The organism is Planctomycetota bacterium (assembly GCA_033763975.1).
Classification (GTDB): domain Bacteria; phylum Planctomycetota; class Phycisphaerae; order Phycisphaerales; family UBA1924; genus RI-211.
Genome location: JANRJM010000006.1, coordinates 112728 through 130231, shown reverse-complemented (window position 1 = coordinate 130231; position 17504 = coordinate 112728). Strand labels below are relative to the sequence as shown.

Here is a 17504-nt window from a genome sequence, read left to right as displayed (position 1 = left end):
GGGGCTTAGCCGTTCAGGAACTCGCGGACCGAGTTCTTCGCCCGCGCGTCGTACGTCGGCCAGTACCGCTGATACTCGGCGATGATCTCGCGGCGTTCGCGGATCGCGCGTTCGGCGTAGTCGGCGATCACCTCGGCCCGGTCGGGGAAGGGCACGACGAGGCGCTCGAACAGGAACGGGTTGTCGTCGAAGAGGTGGCTGTTGGGCCCGGTCAGGGCCGGCACGCCCTGGTGCAGGCTCTCGAGCGGGAGCATCGGGCAGCACTCGATGAACGTGACGTACATCGTGAGGTGCGTGCGCCGCATGGCCGTGAAGAGTTCCTCGTGCGGCAGGTGGCGCTCCTGCGCGAACGCGGTGGGGATGTCGAGGAACTCGATGACCTCGCGCGAGCGGGCGTCGAGCCCGGCGCCGTGCAGGAGCGTGTCGGGCATCATCTTGAGCGCCGCGAGCATCGCGTGGGGGAGCTTGCGGTACGTCGTGCCGCTGAGCCAGAGCCCGACGTGCCGGGGTGAATCGGGCAGGTTCGGATCATCCAGCAAGGGGCCCTCGATGCGGTTGAGGAGCACGTGCCCCCGCAGGCCCAGGGAGCGCACGAAGCGGTCGTACCCGAACTTGTCGCTCGCGATGGAGTAGACGTCGCCGCGGCGCGCCGACTCGACCCACATCTTGAAGATCTGCCACACGTAGTCTTCGGAGAACTGCGGGTACGAGCCGTGGAAGAAGAGATCGCAGCGCACGCGCGGGGCGGCCTCGCGTACGAGCTGCATCAGGCGGTGCTGGCGGTGGTCCCCGCCGCTGATCACGACGCGCGGCGCACGCGTCTCGACGATCACCCGCGCGTGATGGCGCAGGTCGTCTTCGGTGAGCGCTTCGGGGTCGTCGGCGCGTGAGCCCGGCACGAGGTAGGTGTGCTCGAAGAGGTTCACGGTGGAACTCGTGACACCCATGTAGCGCGGGCAGGTGACGGCGATCGCCGCGGGCGAGGCGGCGCGGACGCGCTCGATGAACGCGCGCTCGACGTCGGAGAACGCGCGCGCGGGCGACGGCGCGGGAGCCGCCGGCGCGTGCCCGTTGGCGTGCGCCGTGCTGGCGGCAGGCCGCGGCGTGGGGGCCGGCAGGGGCGTGTCGAGCGCGGGGGCCATCGGCGTGCGCGCCGGGAAGACGCGGATGACATCGCCCACGGGGTGATACAGGTCGATCGTCTCGCGCCGCCCGCGGAACTCGATCTCGACGTTCCCGCTCCAGGGGTGGCGGAGCAGGCGCAGCTCGGGATCGTCGCCGAGCTTGATGAACGCCTCGCCGGGGCCCTGCGTCACGAGGTGCTTCCCGTGCGGGCGCGCGGGGTCGTCGCGGAGCGACCAGGCGTGGTCGCGCGTGACGTAGTCCCACGGCACGCTGCGCTCGCCCTCGGCGCCCGAGGCGTGCAGAATCCACACCTCGCTCCCGCCCGACGATGCGTTGCGAGTGCCCGTGGCGCGGATCGTCACTGTGCGTTCCGACGACCTGGCGAGCACGCGCCCGACTGGGGAACGCCGCAGCCGGGTTCCGGCCTTGTAGAGGCGGGTGTTCTTGATGAACGAGAGTTCAAACGCCTGGTCGCCCGCGCGGTCGAGCAGCCGCTCGAGCTCGTCGCGTTCGGCGCCGAGGCCTTCGTCGTCGTTGTAGATGCTGACGGGGGCGAAGAGCCCCGCGCGGAGGTTCTTAGGGTCGGCGCGCGAGAGGATGAAGCTGCCGTACGGGCGCCCGATGTAGTCGCGCAGTTCGACGTGGCGCACGAGCGTGGGCCCGGCGAAATCGGGGATGTCCCACGACGACAGGTGGCGCTCGTACTCGTTGCCGTAGGCGGCGCCCTGCTCGTGCTCCTCGCCCAGGGGTATGTTCACGAGCACGTACTCGCTGTGCGCGAGGCAGTGCTCGAGCAGGCGGTTGGCCGTCGGCTTGTCGAAGTGCTCGAGCACATCGCCGAAGATCACGACGCTCCAGGGCCCGGCGAGCGTGGGGATGACTTTGGCGGCGTCGCCCGTGTGGATGACGTTGTAGAACTCGCGGTGGTAGGCGCTGAGCGACTTGGGGAAGGCCTCGATCCCCTCGATGTGGATCTTCCAGTCTTCCTTGAAGATGCGCGAGTACCAGACGTCGCAGAACTCGCGCGTGATGATGCCCCAGCGCCCGAAGCCCACGCCGACATCGAGCACGCGCTCGGGCGCCATCTTCATGAGCGCCTCGATGCAGAAGGGGATCTGCTGCCAGTTGCTCGTGCCCACGCTACCCCTCCTTGCCGCGCGCCCTCAACCGGGCGACGCTCATCCCTCGACGCTGCGGCGCAGACGCGCCGTGGCTGTGCTGACGATCATGTGCAGCGCTCTGGTCGCGTCCGCGGCCTTGGCGCGTTCGTCGCGCAACGCCGCGAGTCGCTCGCCCGCCGAGCGCAGGTCGTGGCGGAGCGACGCGACGATGGTAGCGTGGAGGCCCGCGTCCCGGGCCGCCTGCTCTCGCGCACGCGACAGGCCGTCGATCGCCGCCAGCCGCTCGGCGTCGAGGCGTTCGGCGGCGGCGAGCGCGGCGGCGTGCGCGGCGCGGACCTCGTCGAGCGACGCCCGCGCCTCCGCCAACGCCGCCCGTTCGTTGTCGAGCAGCGTCTGCCGCTCGTCGAGCAGCAGTTCGAGCGCCAGGCTCTTCTCGAGCGCCCGGGCCAGGTCGCCCGCGGCCTGCGCGCGCGCGGCGCTCTCGGCGGCGAGGGCGTTGCGGGCGGCCTCGAGCTCGCCCGACAGAATCCCCGCGCGCGCCCGGGCTTCGTCCGCGGCGGCGCCCAGGCGCTGTTCGACGTCGCGCACCCGCGCCTCGCCCGCCACGGCGGCTTCCGTCGCCTGCTGGGCCGCGGCGCGCAGCCCGGCGTTCATGTCGCGCTCCATGCGCAGGCACATGTCGAGGATCTCTCGGGGCCAGGTGTAGGGCGCGGCCCCGCCGAGCATCACGCGGAAGGGCGTGTGCACCTCGTACCCGCGGGGCAGCACCTCGCACTCGTGCCCGAGCGCGCGGTACGCGCGCACGAGGTCGTGGTTCCAGCAGCCGTCGTGGATGTCGGAGCCGACGACGATCCCCGGCGTGGGCTCCAGGTGCAGCACCTGGTGGCGCGCGACGCGGAGCAGTTCGCGCAGGATCCCCGCGAGGTCATCCGGGCGGACGTGCACGAGCACCTCGGTGCTGTAGACGACGTCGAACGAGTCGTCGTCGTAGGGCAGGCGTCCGGTGGGATCGCCCACGCGGACGTGCGCCTCCAGCCAGTCGGGCGTGCACCAGGCGAGCGCGCCGCGGGTCATGCTCTCGGACTGGTCGTAGCCGTGGGGCTCGACGCCGGGCAGCGCGCGGAGGTTGCGGAGGTGTCGCCCCGGCCCGCAGCCGAACTCGAGCACGCGGAGCGCGCCCGCGTTGCGCTCGGCGGTGCGGAGCATGTACGAGGCGAGCATCATCTCCTGGATGTGGTACAGCACCTGCGAGGTCTTGCGGGCGCGGTACTCGCCCTCCCACGAGGCGCCGTGCTCGCGCCAGTAGGCGTAGTTGGGGGCGATCTCGCCGGCGGGGGCGTGTGTGGGGGTGTGCGACGCGGACTCGCTCATGCGCCGCCCTCCCGCGCGTGCTCGACGGTGACGGGCTGGTGGAACTTGTAGTGCACCGGCCGCGACGGGTCGGGCATCACCGCGAACGCGGCGCACCCGTCGACCTGGTCGAAGAGGACGACGTCGGCGTAGTCGCGCCGCGAGACGCGGTTGACGGCCATGCACACGCCGTAGTTCCCCGCGCGCAGCCGATTCTCGAACCGGAACCGCACGGTGAGCGTGTCGCCCGGCGCGAGCGCCGGCAGCTCCGCGTGCTCGTCAAACGTGGTGGTGCCCATGAGGTCCACTCCGGTGATGTCCCGCAGCAGGAAAGACATGTTGAGGTGGCGCGCGGGGGCGTGGGCCCGCACGAGCGCCTCGACGACGATCTCGTCGCCGAACGCGAAGGCGCGCCGGGGCTCGCCCGAGGCGTCGAGCACGCGCACCCGCTCGAACTGCACCTGCCCCGTGCCGTAGCGCAGCTTGCCGGGAACATCCGCGGCGAACGGGACGGGGCGGAGCGATTCGCCCGCGTCGGCCTCGAGCGCCTCGCGGTTGGTCTCCTCGCGGACAAACGCGAGGTACTGGTTGACGGCGGCGTCGGCCCCGCCGAAGAAGACCGCCTGCCCGTGGTCCATCAGCAGCGCGCGCCGGCAGATGCTCCGCACCGCGTCGGGCGAGTGCGTGACGAGCAGCAGCGTGAGCCCGCGGTCGCGCATCTGGCGCAGGCGCGCGACGCACCGCTGCTGGAAGCCGATGTCGCCCACCGCCAGCACCTCGTCGGCGATCAGGATGTCCGGGTCCACGCTGAACGACACCGCGAACGCGAGGCGCGCCTGCATCCCGCTGCTGTAGGTCTTCAGCGGCTGGTCGAGGAACTCGCCGATGTCCGCGAACGCCGCCACGTCGTCGAAGCGGGCCTGCATCTCGGCGCGCGAGATGCCCAGCACCGCCCCGCTCAGGTACACGTTCTCGCGCCCCGTGAACTCCGGGTTGAACCCGCTGCCCAGCTGCAGCATCGCCGCCACGCGCCCGCGCACCTCGACCTCGCCGTGCGTCGGCGCCATCGTCCCCGCGATGATCTGCAGCAGCGTGCTCTTGCCCGCGCCGTTGCGACCCACGATCGCGACCGACTCGCCCCGCTCGACCTCGAACGAGACGTTGCGCACCGCCCAGAAGTCGTGGTAGTACCGGCGCCCCGTCCAACGCAGCAGCGCCTGCTTCAGCCGGTCCTGAGGGCGCTCGTAGATCTGGTACACCTTCCCCACGTTGCGGCAGGCCAGCGCGACTTCCCGCGCTCCGGCCGGGGGAACGCGCGCCGTTTCGGGCTCGCACAGCGCGGCGTCAGAGCACATCGGCGAAGCCCCGCTTGCTCTTCATGAACCACGCGTACCCGAGTTGCATCACGACCAGGCCCAGCAGCGCCACCGCGCCCAGCGCGCCCCAGTCGGGCATCTCCCCCCGGGTCAGCACCTTGCGCGCCCCGTCCAGAATCGGCGACAGCGGATTCCACGACGCCACCCCGCGCCAGGGCTCGGGCAGTTGCGACAGGCTGAAGAACACCGGCGACAGGAAGATGAGCATCTGCCCCACGATCAGCCCGACGATGTTCGCGACGTCGCGCACGAACACGCCCAGCGACGCCAGGAACCACGCGATCCCGAGCGTGAGCAGCAGCAGCGGCGCGACGACGATCGGGAAGAGCACGACCGTCCACGAGGGCGTCCGCACGAACATCCACACGCCGATCACGGTGAGCACGATGCCCACGAGCGACGCCATCGCCGACGCCGCCAACTGCGCGGGCGGGAGGATCTCCACCGGGAAGACGACCTTCTTCACGTACGCGGGGTTCTCGAGCACGATGGAGCACGAGCGGACGAGGGTCTCGGAAAAGACGGTGTAGACCGTGAGCCCGCAGAAGAGCATGACGACGTAGTGCGAGCGGGGTTCGTCGCCGCCCGTGCCGAACCGGGCGGAGAGCACGAAGTTGAAGACAAACGCGTACACGGTCAGCATCAGCAGCGGGAGCATGATCGCCCAGAGCATGCCCAGGTGCGTGCCCCGGTAGCGCTGCTGGACGTACCGCACCGCGAACTGGCGCAGCAGGTCACGGTGGACCCACAGCGTCCGCCAGGGCTCGACCGGGTTCAGGAGCCGCGGCAGGGGCGTCGGCTTCGCGGAATACACAACGCCGTGCTGCATGATGCGGGGAAACGCCCTCCGTGGTGCGAGTGTGGCGGATCGTAGCAAGCACCCCGATCGGGCTCGCGCCAGGGGCACCGGGCCCCGTGCCTCGTACGAGCGCCCGGGGTCAGGCCAGCGGGGCGACGGCGACGCTGTCGCGCTGGGCGGCGTAGACGGGGCGGTAGGCCAGGCGCACGCCGGGGGTCGCCGCCGCTCGCGGTGCGACCTCCACCGTGGTCACCGAGACCGTGCGCGCGTCCTCGCGCGACATGAGCACCGACAGGTGCTCGCGCCCGGTCCAGCGGTGCGCATGGAAGCGCTCCTGGGCTTCCGGCGAGGGTGCGCCCGCGACCTGCTGGTCGAACAGCGCGAGCCGCCCGGCGACGAGCCCGTCGCCCAGCCCCGAACTCACGAAGCACGCCTGCCCGACGAGCCCGGCGCGCACGCGCAGTTCGTCGCGATCCCACCAGGCCTCGCTCACCACGTGCCCGCCCCGCCAGGCGCGCCCGGGTCGGTCCGGCTCGATCACGACAAGCCGGAACGGGGCGAAGCGCTCGAGGTCGAGGGTCGCCAGCGCGCGGAGCACGCCCGCGCCGCCCTCGGCACCGATGAGGCGCGGGATGATCGCCCCGCGCGAGACGAGGTTCGGCGGCAGGCTGGGGGGAGGCGTGGGGTTGACGTTCAGCAGGCACAGCACCAGCCCGCGATCCGAGGCGCCGACCCACGTGCCCCCGCCGCGCGGGTCGATCGGCCAGATCGCCCGCACGCCCGCCCGGGCGAACGACGGGTCCGACGCCGCCACGCTGCGCCAGCGGGGGAAGAGCGCCGCCGGGCGGTCGCGCTGCTCGTCGCGGTTGACCATCACGCGAAAGCCGGCCGCGCCGGCCAAGTGCAGGCCTCGCTCGCCGGACAGGGAGATCACCGACACGGTGCACATGCAGCAGGGTTCCCCGCGGCGTCAGCGAGCCTGACGCGCGTAGTTCAGTGTGGACGGTGCCGTGCCCGTCACGTCGTCGATCTCGATGCCGAACTCGCGGGCGATGGCCCGCATCATGGCCAGGTGGTGCACGCCGTGGTGCGTGGCGAAGGCCAGTTCGCGCCCGATGGTGCTCGCCAGTTCAACCTCGGTGCCGTCGGCCGCGACCATCACGCGCACGCGGACGGGGGTCTGCGCGTCCACCTCGGCGAGCCGCTCGACCCGGTCGCGGACGAGGGCGATCTCGGTCCGCGCGATCGCGCGGTCGGATTCCATCGGCACGTTGCGGGCCCGCCGGTCGTACTCGATGACGCACCCGCTCACGCCCTCGGCCGCCGCGGCGATGTGGTCGAGCGTGTGGCGCAGGTGCTTGCCCAGCGTCCCGCCGCGGATGGTCGTCGCGTCTGTGGAAAACGCGTCGTCGGTGCAGCAGTCCAGCACGCGGAAACACTGGTCGAGCAGGGTGACCGTCGCCGCCGACAGCGCCCCGCATCGTCCGTCACGCTCTCGTCCGTCCTGGCTCATGTGCGTCGTCCAGCCCTTTCTTTCGGATCCAGCGTACCGCGGTTGCGGCGGGGGCGGCGGGCCCCGGTCAGACACCCACCGCCGACCCGGCCGCCGCCTTGACCTGCTCCAGAATGTCCCGCGCGTTCGCGCACCTCGGGCACTTGTGCTGCCCGCCGAGCTTCCCCTTGGATTCCAACCAGCGATGAAAGGTGCCGGGCGGCAGCGGGGTGAGCGTCGGCTCGCCCATCCCCAGCCCGTCGGTGCGCTTGGTGGTGTAGTCCACGTTCTGCGACTTCAGCGAGGCGTCGAAGGTCGCCCCGAACCGTGCCAGATCAAGGTTGTGCGTGAGCACCTCGAACGCGAGTTCAACCCCGGGGCGAACGCCGGCCCGGGGATACACTGGTGCCGCGGTGAACTCACCCACCACCGCGCCCGTCGCGGCGGCGGCGGCCGCCACCGCGTTCTCGATGTGCTCCACGATGAGGTTCTCACCGAAGGCGTTGATGAAATGCCGATGGCGCCCGACGATGCGCAGGCGCGCCGGGCCATCGCCCCCGCCGCCGCCTGCGCTGTCCGGGCGATCGCACACCGAGTCGAACTCCACCACGTCGCCCAGCACGTACCGCCACAGCCCGGCGCAGGTCGACATCACGACGACGTACTTCTGCCCCTTCTCGACCTCGTGGCAGGCGAACGCCCGGGCGCCGGGATCGTCGATCTCGCCCAGCGGGACGAACTCGTAGAAGTTCGACACATCCGTCAGCAGGCGCAGGCCCGGGTCGCCCCGGCGGTCCTGGATCGCGACGAACCCCTCCGACGCCGGGTACAGCTCGATGCGGGTGGGCACGTCCGCCCCGTCGGGCGAGCCGGAATAGGCCTCGCGCACGCGTCGGTCGAAGGGGGCGTACTTGACCCCGCCGTGCACCAGCACGCGGAAGTTCGGCCACACGTCGCGGATGGTCCGGATCTTGGGGTCGCGGGCGCGGGCCAGTTCGACGACCTTCTCGAACAGGACGAGGGCCCAGGAGCACATCCCGCTGACCATCCGCACGTCCTCGTCGAGGCAGCGCTTCGCCATGGCCTCCATCTTCGAGGGCCAGTGGCTCATGAGGGCGATCTCGCGCCCCGGGAGGTAGATCTCGCTGATGGGCCAGCGGATGAGCGGGGTGACGATGCCCGAGAGGTCGCCCGTGCGCACGCCGTGCGCGTTGGTCTCGAGCGCCGTGGACCCGCCCAGAAAGACGCTCTTGCCGGTCAGGAGGTCGGGCAGCGAGACGCCGAACCGCGCGAGGTGCGCGAAGATGTCCAGCGACGCGTTGTAGTTCGAGCGCAGCATCTGGGCCGAGACGGGGATGAACTTGTCCCCCGCCGTGGTGCCGCTGGTCTGGGCGAAGTCGCGCACGACCCCGGGCCACAGCACGTCGGGGCGGCCTTCCTCGCGCATGCGCGCGATGGCATTGCGGAACGCGTACCAGTCGGCGATGGGCACCGCCTTGCGGTACGCGCTCAGGAGTTCGGTGTTGGGCAGCGTTGCCAGGCGGGGAAAGTCGTGGGCGCGCCCGAACTCCGTCCCCGCGGCGACCCGGAGCAACTGGCGGAGTTGCGAGAGCTGGATGCCCGCGCTCTGGCGCTGCCAGGCCCGCTCGTCGGACAGCCGCCGGATGCGCCCGGCGAGGTACGCACGCATCCCTGCGCCGATGAGCGTGGTCCACCGGAAGCCTGCGTGCGCCTGCGTCATGGCGTGGTCGGGGGGAGGGGCGTTCGAAACCTGATGGTCAGGCCCGCTGGTCCAGTTCGTCGAGGAACGCGTTGAGCGCGTCGCCGAACGCCTCGGGCGCCTCGATCATCGGGGCGTGCCCGCACTGGTCGAACCACACGAGGCGCGAGTCGCGGATCTTGGCCTTGAGTTCGTACGCAGCCTCCGGCGGCGTCACGATGTCCTGCCTTCCCCACAGCAGCAGCGTCGGGCAGGCGATGGTGGAGATGAGGTCGCCCAGGTGGTTGCGCCGGGCGGTGCGCGAGAGCCGGATCATCGCGCGGGCGTGCGCCCGGTCCGACAGCTCCTTGAATGCCCGCTCCACGTCGGCCTCGCTCATCCGGGCCTTGTCGTGGAACAACTCGCCGATCTTGCGTTCCAGCCACGCCCGCGACGGGCGGATCTGGATGTCGCTCATCATCGTCTTCTCGATGAGCCCGCTCGACCCCGCCAGGACCAGCCCCGACAGCAGTTCGCGGCGTTCGATCGCCAGGCGCAGCGCCACGTGCCCGCCGAAGGAGTTCCCCACCAGCACCGTCGGCCCGCCGAAGTACTCCTTCAGGAACCGCCCGGTCAGTTCGGTCGCGCCCTGGATCGAGCAGTCGTCGCCCACCAGGCGGAGCAGCGGGAGCTGGAGCATCACGCAGCGGCATCGGTGCGCGATGCGCTGGGCCACTTCCTCCCAATGGTCGTTCAGGCCCACCAGCCCGTGCAGGAACACCACCGGGCGCCCGGTGCCGAAATCAACCACGTCCGCGGGGACATCAACGCCCGCCGCGCCGCGAAGCACGTACCGCGATGACCGCCCCGTGAGCGATCCTGAACCCTGGCTGGCCGGAAGGCTTGTCATGGTCCCGTTCCCATCTCCGGTTGCCAGGGATGATAGGGACTACTTACCGGGCTGTCGCCCCGCATTCGACAGCGAGTCCGGAGAATGTTCGGAAGCCGTTTCCGGGCTCCCGTCGACGCGCCCGTCCGTCAGGCGGACCACCCGCTCGGCCCGGCGGGCGAGGGATTCGTCGTGCGTCACCACGACCAGGGTGAGCGCCCGGGCCTGGCGCAGCGCGAGGAGCACATCGATGATGTGCCCGCCGGTCTTGGCGTCGAGGTTCCCGGTGGGTTCGTCGGCCAGCAGCAGCGCGGGCTCGTTGATCAGCGCCCGCGCGATGGCGACGCGCTGGCGCTCGCCCCCGGAGAGTTCGGCCGGGCGGTGGCGCAGGCGGTGCGAGAGCCCGACCTGGTCCAGCAGGCGCGTCGCCTGTTCGCGCAGGGCCCGCCGGCGCGCCAGGTACCCGCCGATCGAGAACCGGACCTGCGCGCCCATCAGCACGTTCGCGAGCACCGAGAGTTCGGGAAGCAGGTGGTAGAACTGGAATACGAAGCCCACGTCGCGGGCGCGGTACTCGTCGAGCGCGCCCGACGACGCCCCGCCGATGTCGCGCCCGCGGAAGCGCACGACGCCCGGGGGCGTGGGGTCCGGTCGATCCAGCCCGCCCAGCAGGTGCAGCAGCGTGGACTTGCCCGAGCCGGACGCCCCCAGCACCGCGACGAACTCGCCCTCGCGGACGCGCATCGAGACGCCACGCAGCACCGGCACCGGCACGCGTCCGAGGCGGTAGGTCTTGTGCACGTTCTGGACGTCGAGCAGCATGAGGGTGGGAGGGGGGCGGGCGCCGGCGTCAAGGCTATTCATTGCGGAGGGCGGCGACCGGGCGCATGAGGGCGGCCCGGGCCGCGGGCACGAGCGCACCCAGCCCGCACGCCAGAATCCCCCCGATGAACACGAGCACCACGCTGGTGGCGCTCATCTCCGTGGGGATGCGCGTGAAGTAGTAGACCTCCGGGTTCCACACCACGACGTCGAACTGCCGCCCGAGCCAGGCGTGGATCGCGTTGATGTTCGTCACGATGAACAGCGAGCCGGCCATGCCCAGCGTCGCGCCGACCAGCCCGATCGCCAGCCCGTACGTCACCCACAGGCGGGCGACGCCCGCCCGCCCGGCGCCGAGCGCGCGCAGCACGCCGATGTCCTGGGTCTTCTCGCGCACCATCGACCAGAAGATCGCGAGCACGAGGCACACGGCGGTGACGGAGATCATGCTGAACAGGAAGAGCAGCAGCGTGCGCTCCGTCTTCACCGCGTTGATGAACGTCGAGTTCTGCTCTTCCCACGTCAGGATGTCGATCTCGAACTCCGCCGGAACGCGGTCCGGGTGGCGCTGCGCGAACGCCCGGTAGATGTCCTTCACGCGCACGGTCAGCGCCTCGATGCGCTTCCGGTCGGCGAGGTCGCCCGCGCCCTTCACGAGCACGTGCGTCACGCGCGCGGGGTCGGTCTCGTACGCGCCCGTCGGCTGCCCGCCCGCGAACGATTCGCCCTCGGCGGACGGGGCGGGCTGGTCTCCCGCGCCGGCCTTGAGGCGCAGCCCCTCGTTCATGCGCAGCATCTCCTGCAGCGACGCCAGCGGCACGAACACCACCGACTGGTCCACCTCGAACAGCCCGCTGTGGAACTCGTTCGCCACGGGGAACGAGCGCGTGAACGCCTCGTAGGGGCGTCCCTCGCTGTCGATCGGGAAGACCGTGAGCCCGAGGTTCAGCCCCTCGTCGTAGGGCAGGAACACGTCGATCTGCTCGATCTTGCCCGCCGCGTTCTTCCGACGCATCTGCAGCGGGCGGTAGAACCCCTCGCGGTAGCGGGCGTTGAGCCCTGTGACGTGGATGCCCGGCACGATCGCGGGAGTGTCGCCCCCGGTGCGCGGGTCGCGCCGCGAGAGCGTCCGGCCCTGGCCTTCGATGCGGTCCCACACCTCGCGTCCCAGCCCGGCGAGGCGCGGGTCGTCCCGGTGCTCGTCGTCGGGGAGGGGCGTGTCGAGCGGCTTCCACCACAGCGACGTGTCGTACTTCGTGACCTTCCCGTACGTCGCGGGATCGATGCCCCGGATCATCACGCCCCGCGGCTGGCCGTTGGGCAGCGAGAGCGAGCCGAAGGTCTCGATCATCGGGGTGGCGGCCTCGACGAGCGGGTCCTTCTCGAGGTCGGCGATGAGTTCCTGGCTGTACGCGAAGCCGGTGCCGGGCCATGCAATGGTGACGTCGCCGGCGAGGTTGCGCCCCGTGCCGATGAGCATGCCCAGGAAGCCGGACATCACCGACCAGGTCACGAGGACCATCATGGTGCAGAGGGAGACGCACAACGCCGCGAGCAGGGGCATGACCTTGCTGGCGAGGTACCGCACGGTGAGGACGAGTTGGTACATGCTGTGTCCTTCTCGGGCCGCGACGCGCGGGCGTTACTGCATCGGGGCGACGTCGCTGGTGCGGGCCGCCTGCACGAGCACGGGCAGCAGGTAGGTGCGCCCGTCGTGCGTGTAGACGCGTCCGCTGACCTCGTACGCCGCGTTCTCGCCCCGCCAGGCGGCCAGCGCCTCGATGCGTTCGAGCGTGCGGCAGGGGAGGAGCACGAGGCGCGACGGGCCCGGGCTGTCGGGGTCGTTGTCGATCACGACGCCGAAGTGCCCCTGCGCGTCGCTCAGCCGCATGACGCGCCCCCGGGCGCGCATCAGCAGGCGCCCGTCGGTGCCCGCGCGGGACCGTGCCAGGGGCGCGGCGACGGGCGCCGCGTCGGCGTCCGGGCGGGGCAGCACGGGAGCGCCGGTCTCGAGGTCGCGCAGCAGGTCATCAACCGAGGGATCGTTCCCCGGGGGCGGGGGCACGCGATCCTCGGCGGGCGCGTCCGTCGGCGCGGGCTGCGGGCGGGGCTCGGGAACGGTGACCACCTCCGCCGTCTCGCGCGAGAACGACGTCGGCAGCAGGTAGGTGCGTCCGTGGTAGCGGTGCACCTGCCCGCCGATGCGAACGCCTACGCCGTCGGGCACGCCGCGCGTCTCTTCCAGCACCGCGCACGGGAGCAAGATCAGCGGGGGCAGGGGTGGATCGCCCGGGGCGGGCACGAACACCGCTTCGCCTGTCAACGCCCGGCGCAGCGTGCCGGATCGGGGCGCCAGCGCCGCACCTTCTACGAGCGGGAGCGCCCCCGGGGCACGCAGATCGACCCCGCCGGGCGCCGGCACGCCCGGCACGCTCGACTGCTCGGGAACGCCCGCGACCGGGCGCACCGGAGTCTCGTCGAGCGTCTTGCGGCGCTGGTCGTGGGCACGCGTGTGGTCGCTGGGGTTCGTGAGGGCCGGGTCGCGCGCGGGCGTGGCGTGCCCGGGTTCGTGCGACGATCCCGGCTGCACGCCCAGCAGCAGCGCACCCACAACGGTCCACATGATCATCGGCCGGCTCTCCGAGCCCGCGGCGGGCGCATCAGCATCGGCACGATCCTACTCCCGCCTTCGCAACCGCGCGTGCGTACGCTTCCCTCCCTGACATCCGGGCCGGGTGCCAGAGTGGACAAATGGAGCGGATTGCAAATCCGCTGCGCAAGCTTCGTGGGTTCGAATCCCACCCCGGCCTCTTCACGGGCTCTGCGACGCCGGAAGCCCGTCCCAGGCCCGCGTGTCGACGCAGAGGCGCGCGGGCTCGACGTCCCAGGGCAGCATCGGCCGGGGCCACGCGCTCCGCCGCGACAGCGCGTCGCGTCGCACGATGCCCAGGCGCAGCAGCCCGTCGCGCTCGACCGACCCCGGGGGCAGGTTGATGCGGAACGTCCAGCGGTCTTGCGTGCGCGTCACGCGCGCGGTCGTGGGCGGGGGGGCGATCTCCGCCGCCTCCGGCGGAAGGCCCGGCACGGGCAGGAACTCCTGCGTCCCGCCGATGCCGACCTGCACGATCGCCGTGGGGCGGCCGAGCGGGCCGGCGTAGATCGTCACCTGCTCGCGCGACGGGTCTCCGATTCCCGGCACCAGTTTGCACTCGACGTACAACTCCCACCGACGAGACCGGATCGCGCCCGGCACCGCCTCGTCTTCCGGGCCGCTCGGGCGGTGCAGGAGCGCGGCGGTCTCCCACCCGTCGGCAAGAGGCCGGGCCGTCCCGCTGCGCCAGGCGTCCAGCGACCAGTCGGCGACGAACGGCGAGGCCGTCAGCCCGGGGGGCGAGACCGGCGCGGGGGTCGCGAGCACCGCGACCTCGCGCGACCACTTGCCCAGGTGCACGCTCAGCGCGCGGACGTTCGGCGAGCCCGCGGGGCCCATCCCCGCCGGCGCCACCGTCCGCCGTACTCCGCCGGCCGGGACGGGCAGCAGGTCGGGCGTCTCGGGCGAGCCCGGCGGCGCCACCCACGAAAGCGTGGCCCGGTCGAGCAGGTTCGCCACCCCGATATCCGCCAGCAGCATGGAACGGGACTCGTCGAGCGTGCCCCCGTCGTCGATCACCCACGCGACGCCGGCCTCGCGCTCGTCCAGGAATCGCGTCACCAAGTCCACCCGCCGCTCGCCCGGCAGGCTGGGGTCGAGCAGGTCCGACAGCAGTTGCTCGAGCGCCGTGGCGTCGGTCTCCCAGACCGGCGCCCAGGCCCCGCCGAACTCCATCGCCCCCGCGAGGCGGCGTTTCAGGCGGTCGGTGAGCCCCGCGTCGGCCGCGTAGAGGCGCGCGAGCGCGACGCGCCAGAGGTCCTCCTGCCGGCGCGCGACGCGCTCGACCACTTCGTCGTCGAAGGGCTCGATCTCGGGGGCGTCGGGGCGCAGGCCGTCGCGGAGGAGGCGCCAGCGCCAGCGGTCCAGGGGCGAGCGCATGGCGGGCGAGAATCGGGGCGACGTGAGCAGGTCCATCGGCATGCCCGGCGGGCGGGTCGGGCGCCAGGGGTCGGCGCCGGCGAGCATGCCCGCGAACTGGATCGCCGATGGCGGGGGCAGGTAGTTGCAGCGCACCGCCTCGCCGTTCACCATCAGCACCGCCCCCACGGGGTCCGACGGGATGTCGATCACCGCGCACCACGTGCCGGAGCGCGGGGCCGGCTCGCGCGGGTCGGCCTCGATCGTCTGCCACTCGCCGGGCGAACCCAGCCACGGGTCGGGCGCGGCCGATCCCGGGCCCATCAGGGGCAACTCGCCGTACAGGCGCACCAGGCGCGCGGGCAGCCCGCCGCCGCCCTCGATCGACACGGCCAATCGCTCGCCCGGGTCCGCCTCGCCCAGCGGGAGCACGAGCGTGCGCCCCACGATCGCGTCGATCCGCAGGGGCGGGCGCATCGCCTGGGCCAGGTCGCTCGCCCGGGGCGAGGGCGCCGCCGGCCGGTCGGCCTTGCCCGCGCACGCCGCCAGCACACCCAGCAGGGCCGCCAGCCCCGCGCCCGCGCCGACGAGCCCGCGCCGCTCCGACCCGCTGCGTGTGCGAACGTCCGACCTCGTCACGGCGCCTCCAGAGGCAAGGTGGCCAGCAGGTTCTCGATCAGCGCGTCCGGGGTCACGCCCTCTGCGTGACTCTCGAAGTTCATCAGGATCCGGTGGCGCAGCGCCCCCAGGGCGTGCGCCCGGATGTCGTCGGTCGACACCGACCAGCGTCCTTGCAAGAGTGCGCGGCACTTGCCCGCGAGCATCAGCGCCTGCGCCGCGCGCGGGCTGGCCCCCAGGCGCACGTACTTCTGCACCATCGGCGGCGCGCCCGCCTCCGGGTGCGTGCCCAGCACCAGGCGCACCGCGTAGTCCTGCACGTGCGCCGCCGCCGGCACCCGCCGGATGAGGTCCGCGTGCCTCGCCGCGGCGGTTGCATCCAAGACCGGCTCGACGCCCGACTCGTCCGCCCCCGTGGTGCGAGACAGGATCTCGCCCAGTTCGCTCCGGCTGGGTGGGCGCACCAGCAGTTTGAAGAAGAACCGGTCGAGCTGCGCCTCGGGCAGCGGGTACGTGCCCTCCTGCTCGATGGGGTTCTGCGTCGCGAGCACCAGGAACGGCGCCGGCAGCGGGTGCGTCACCCCGCCCGCCGTCACGCTCCGCTCCTGCATCGCCTCCAGCAGCGCCGACTGCGTCTTGGGCGTCGCGCGGTTGATCTCGTCGGCCAGCAGCACGTTCGCGAAGACCGGCCCCTGCTGGAACACGAACCGGCGCTCGCGCCGCCCGTCGTCGGTGTCCACCTCGCGCACCACCGTCGTGCCCGTCACGTCCGCCGGCATCAGGTCGGGCGTGAACTGGATGCGCGAGAACGTGAGCCGCACCGCGCGGGCCAGCGTCCGCACGAGCAGCGTCTTGCCGATCCCCGGCACGCCCTCCAGCAGCACGTGCCCGCCCACAAACAGGCACGTCAGCACGCCGGTGATGATCTCTTCCTGCCCGACGATCACCCGCGCCATCTGCGCCCGAACGCCCTCGTAGTCGCGCCGCAGCCGCTCCGCGCGTTCACGAAGCTCCGCCTCGCTCGGCGGGCGGCGTGCGGACGGGTCGTCGGTCGTGGTCGCGTCCTGGCTCATCGCAGCGCCGGCCTCTCCGGCGCGGCGGTATGGTATCGCGTGCGCTCCGCCGCGCACGACCGGAGCGACCACCGATGTTCCACCTCCCCGTCATGCTCGTGTGCGCCCTCGGCGCGATGCGAGCGGCCCCGCCCGCGACCGAAACCCCCGAGCCCCCGGCGACGAGCCCCGCGCTCGCGACGATCTTCCACGGCGAGGTCACGCTCGTCGGCGACGGGTACACCTTCACCGAAGGCCCGTGCTGGATCCCCGGGACGCCCGCGGCCGCAGCGCCAGACGAGAAGCCAAACGCACAGCCAGACGCAAAGTCGGCCCCCGCGCCCGCGGGCACGCCCGGCTACTTCATCTTCTGCGATCGCTCGCCCGCCGACGGCGGCGTCGTCTACCGCTGGACGGGCGAGGGCAAGCCCACGCCCTGGCGCACGCCCGCCGGGCTCGCCATCGGCGCCGCCGTGGGCGACGGCACGAGCGTGGTCTTTGCCGAGACCCAGGACCGACGCATCACGCGCGTGCCCATCGTCGACGGCACGCCGGGCCAGCCCACCGTGCTCGCGGCGTCGTTCGAGGGCAAACGCCTCAACGCCACCAACGACCTCGTCGTGAAGCGCGACGGCTCCGTCTACTTCACCGATCCGACGTTCTTCACCCCCAAGCCCGCGCTCGAACTGGATTTCAACGGCGTCTACCGCGTTACGCCCGACGGCACGCTCACGCTGCTCGACCGCTTCGGCGCGCTGCCCAACGGCCTGTGCTTCTCGCCCGACGAGTCACGCCTCTACGTCAACGACTTCGGCAACAACAAGGTCATGGTCTACGACGTCGCGCCCGACGGCACGCTCGGCAACAAGCGGCTCTTCGCCGACCTCACGACGCTCGGCATCGAAAGCCGCGGACGCGCCGACGGCCTGCGCTGCGACGTCAACGGCAATGTCTACACCACCGGCCCGCTGGGCATCATCGTCCTCTCGCCCGACGGCGCCAAGATCACGTCGCTCACCGTGCCCAACGCCAGCAACCTCGCCTTCGGCGGCTCGGACGGGCGCACGCTGCTCATCACCGCGGGACGCAGCGTCTATCGCGTCAACACCGCCCACGCCGGCGCGCCTCGCTGAACACAATCACATCCGCGAG

At 72.0% G+C, this 17504-nt stretch carries 14 protein-coding genes and 1 tRNA gene; 2 read left to right on the top strand and 13 right to left on the bottom strand.

What is annotated here, in order from left to right; all coding sequences use genetic code 11:
* Positions 1–5: 5 nt before the first annotated feature.
* The 11 genes from SFY69_03935 to SFY69_03885 form a co-directional block, all read right to left on the bottom strand.
* Positions 6–2264 (bottom strand): hypothetical protein, encoded by a 2259-nt coding sequence (locus SFY69_03935; GenBank protein ID MDX2131187.1) that lies wholly within the window; start codon positions 2262–2264, stop codon positions 6–8.
* 39 nt (positions 2265–2303) lie between these two features.
* The gene (locus SFY69_03930) at positions 2304–3617 is read right to left on the bottom strand and encodes a class I SAM-dependent methyltransferase (GenBank protein MDX2131186.1); all 1314 of its coding nucleotides are present in this window, start codon (positions 3615–3617) and stop codon (positions 2304–2306) included.
* Positions 3614–4951: an ABC transporter ATP-binding protein gene (locus tag SFY69_03925; GenBank protein MDX2131185.1), complete on the bottom strand. Its 1338-nt coding sequence runs from the start codon at positions 4949–4951 to the stop codon at positions 3614–3616. The genes SFY69_03930 and SFY69_03925 overlap by 4 nt, the downstream gene beginning before the upstream one ends.
* Entirely contained in the window at positions 4941–5801 is an 861-nt protein-coding gene (locus tag SFY69_03920; GenBank protein MDX2131184.1) for an ABC transporter permease, read from the bottom strand. The genes SFY69_03925 and SFY69_03920 overlap by 11 nt, the downstream gene beginning before the upstream one ends.
* A 109-nt stretch (positions 5802–5910) precedes the next feature.
* Positions 5911–6720, bottom strand: coding sequence for an NRDE family protein (locus SFY69_03915; protein ID MDX2131183.1), 810 nt, complete (start codon positions 6718–6720; stop codon positions 5911–5913).
* 21 nt (positions 6721–6741) lie between these two features.
* Complete coding sequence (locus SFY69_03910; protein MDX2131182.1) at positions 6742–7284, bottom strand: hypothetical protein; 543 nt, start codon at positions 7282–7284, stop codon at positions 6742–6744.
* Positions 7285–7351: 67 nt separating this feature from the next.
* Entirely contained in the window at positions 7352–9004 is a 1653-nt protein-coding gene (locus SFY69_03905) for a GH3 auxin-responsive promoter family protein (protein MDX2131181.1), read from the bottom strand.
* Between the two features lie 37 nt (positions 9005–9041).
* Positions 9042–9872, bottom strand: a complete 831-nt coding sequence (locus SFY69_03900) for an alpha/beta hydrolase (protein MDX2131180.1) — start codon at positions 9870–9872, stop codon at positions 9042–9044.
* 39 nt (positions 9873–9911) lie between these two features.
* Positions 9912–10673 carry an ABC transporter ATP-binding protein gene (locus tag SFY69_03895; GenBank protein MDX2131179.1) on the bottom strand — a complete coding sequence of 254 codons (762 nt, stop codon included), beginning with the start codon at positions 10671–10673 and terminating at the stop codon, positions 9912–9914.
* A 34-nt stretch (positions 10674–10707) separates the two neighbouring features.
* Positions 10708–12282, bottom strand: a complete 1575-nt coding sequence (locus tag SFY69_03890; protein MDX2131178.1) for an FtsX-like permease family protein — start codon at positions 12280–12282, stop codon at positions 10708–10710.
* A 33-nt stretch (positions 12283–12315) separates the two neighbouring features.
* On the bottom strand, positions 12316–13302 hold the full coding sequence (locus SFY69_03885; GenBank protein ID MDX2131177.1) for a hypothetical protein: 987 nt from the start codon (positions 13300–13302) through the stop codon (positions 12316–12318).
* 100 nt (positions 13303–13402) lie between these two features.
* On the opposite strand from SFY69_03885, the gene SFY69_03880 reads away from it, so the two are divergent.
* Positions 13403–13483, top strand: a tRNA-Cys gene (locus SFY69_03880).
* 2 nt (positions 13484–13485) lie between these two features.
* Here SFY69_03880 and SFY69_03875 read toward each other — a convergent pair.
* The gene (locus SFY69_03875; GenBank protein ID MDX2131176.1) at positions 13486–15321 is read right to left on the bottom strand and encodes a hypothetical protein; all 1836 of its coding nucleotides are present in this window, start codon (positions 15319–15321) and stop codon (positions 13486–13488) included.
* Positions 15318–16256: an AAA family ATPase gene (locus SFY69_03870; protein ID MDX2131175.1), complete on the bottom strand. Its 939-nt coding sequence runs from the start codon at positions 16254–16256 to the stop codon at positions 15318–15320. Before SFY69_03870 ends, SFY69_03875 begins: the two co-directional genes overlap by 4 nt.
* 191 nt (positions 16257–16447) lie before the next feature.
* On the opposite strand from SFY69_03870, the gene SFY69_03865 reads away from it, so the two are divergent.
* The gene (locus SFY69_03865; GenBank protein ID MDX2131174.1) at positions 16448–17485 is read left to right on the top strand and encodes an SMP-30/gluconolactonase/LRE family protein; all 1038 of its coding nucleotides are present in this window, start codon (positions 16448–16450) and stop codon (positions 17483–17485) included.
* Positions 17486–17504 lie beyond the last annotated feature (19 nt).

What these genes read in the sequence shown, in the direction of transcription:
- SFY69_03930 (MDX2131186.1), bottom strand. Translation starts at nt 3,617, where the DNA reads ATGAGCGAGTCCGCGTCGCACACCCCCACACACGCCCCCGCCGGCGAG.
- SFY69_03925 (MDX2131185.1), bottom strand. Translation starts at nt 4,951, where the DNA reads ATGTGCTCTGACGCCGCGCTGTGCGAGCCCGAAACGGCGCGCGTTCCC.
- SFY69_03920 (MDX2131184.1), bottom strand. Translation starts at nt 5,801, where the DNA reads ATGCAGCACGGCGTTGTGTATTCCGCGAAGCCGACGCCCCTGCCGCGG.
- SFY69_03915 (MDX2131183.1), bottom strand. Translation starts at nt 6,720, where the DNA reads ATGTGCACCGTGTCGGTGATCTCCCTGTCCGGCGAGCGAGGCCTGCAC.
- SFY69_03910 (MDX2131182.1), bottom strand. Translation starts at nt 7,284, where the DNA reads ATGAGCCAGGACGGACGAGAGCGTGACGGACGATGCGGGGCGCTGTCG.
- SFY69_03905 (MDX2131181.1), bottom strand. Translation starts at nt 9,004, where the DNA reads ATGACGCAGGCGCACGCAGGCTTCCGGTGGACCACGCTCATCGGCGCA.
- SFY69_03900 (MDX2131180.1), bottom strand. Translation starts at nt 9,872, where the DNA reads ATGACAAGCCTTCCGGCCAGCCAGGGTTCAGGATCGCTCACGGGGCGG.
- SFY69_03895 (MDX2131179.1), bottom strand. Translation starts at nt 10,673, where the DNA reads ATGCTGCTCGACGTCCAGAACGTGCACAAGACCTACCGCCTCGGACGC.
- SFY69_03890 (MDX2131178.1), bottom strand. Translation starts at nt 12,282, where the DNA reads ATGTACCAACTCGTCCTCACCGTGCGGTACCTCGCCAGCAAGGTCATG.
- SFY69_03885 (MDX2131177.1), bottom strand. Translation starts at nt 13,302, where the DNA reads ATGATCATGTGGACCGTTGTGGGTGCGCTGCTGCTGGGCGTGCAGCCG.
- SFY69_03870 (MDX2131175.1), bottom strand. Translation starts at nt 16,256, where the DNA reads ATGGCGCGGGTGATCGTCGGGCAGGAAGAGATCATCACCGGCGTGCTG.
- SFY69_03865 (MDX2131174.1), top strand. Translation starts at nt 16,448, where the DNA reads ATGTTCCACCTCCCCGTCATGCTCGTGTGCGCCCTCGGCGCGATGCGA.